At 69.2% G+C, this 451-nt stretch carries 1 protein-coding gene; it reads right to left on the bottom strand.

Going from position 1 to position 451, the window contains the following annotated elements; all coding sequences use genetic code 11:
* Positions 1-357 (bottom strand): DUF2339 domain-containing protein (locus C1I95_RS37475; protein ID WP_199524057.1); only part of this gene is annotated, 357 nt, incomplete at its 3' end.
* Positions 358-451: the final 94 nt, after the last annotated feature.

The following is a 451-nucleotide window of genomic DNA, read 5'->3' as shown; positions in this document are numbered from 1 at the left end:
GATCAGCACCAGCAGCGGAAACGCCATCCCAGGGTTGAGCAACGGCACCACGCGCGTCGCAGCAAACACCGTCAGATAAAGCACGCCGACCCCGCCGCCCTGCAGCACGAGCGCATAGCCCGGACGCTTTTCGCGCAGGCGCCAACCGATGCCGAGCAGCACGATCGCCCCGACCGCCACACCCGCCAGCCGGAACTCAACCGGCAGCAGGCTATTGTCCGCCGCGTACTTGAGCAGGAACGCCACGCCGAAAAACAGGACCAGAATGCCGACCCGCACCACGCTGTTGCCGCCCAGTAGCCAGTCGCGGGCAGCGCCCACGGCGCGCTCGACCCAATCGGGCTCGTGCGGTGCCAAGACGGGCACGGGCTGGGGAACAGGTTGAGGCGTCGGCTGCGGAACCGACACCTGCGGCGCCGGCACAGGCGCGGCAAGCGACTCCACCGCTGGC

Origin of the sequence: Micromonospora craterilacus, from assembly GCF_003236315.1 — a bacterium.
GTDB classification, from domain to species: Bacteria; Actinomycetota; Actinomycetes; order Mycobacteriales; family Micromonosporaceae; genus Micromonospora; species Micromonospora craterilacus.
Note: the sequence above shows the minus strand (reverse complement) of the source record. Positions and strands in the feature narration are given on the sequence as shown.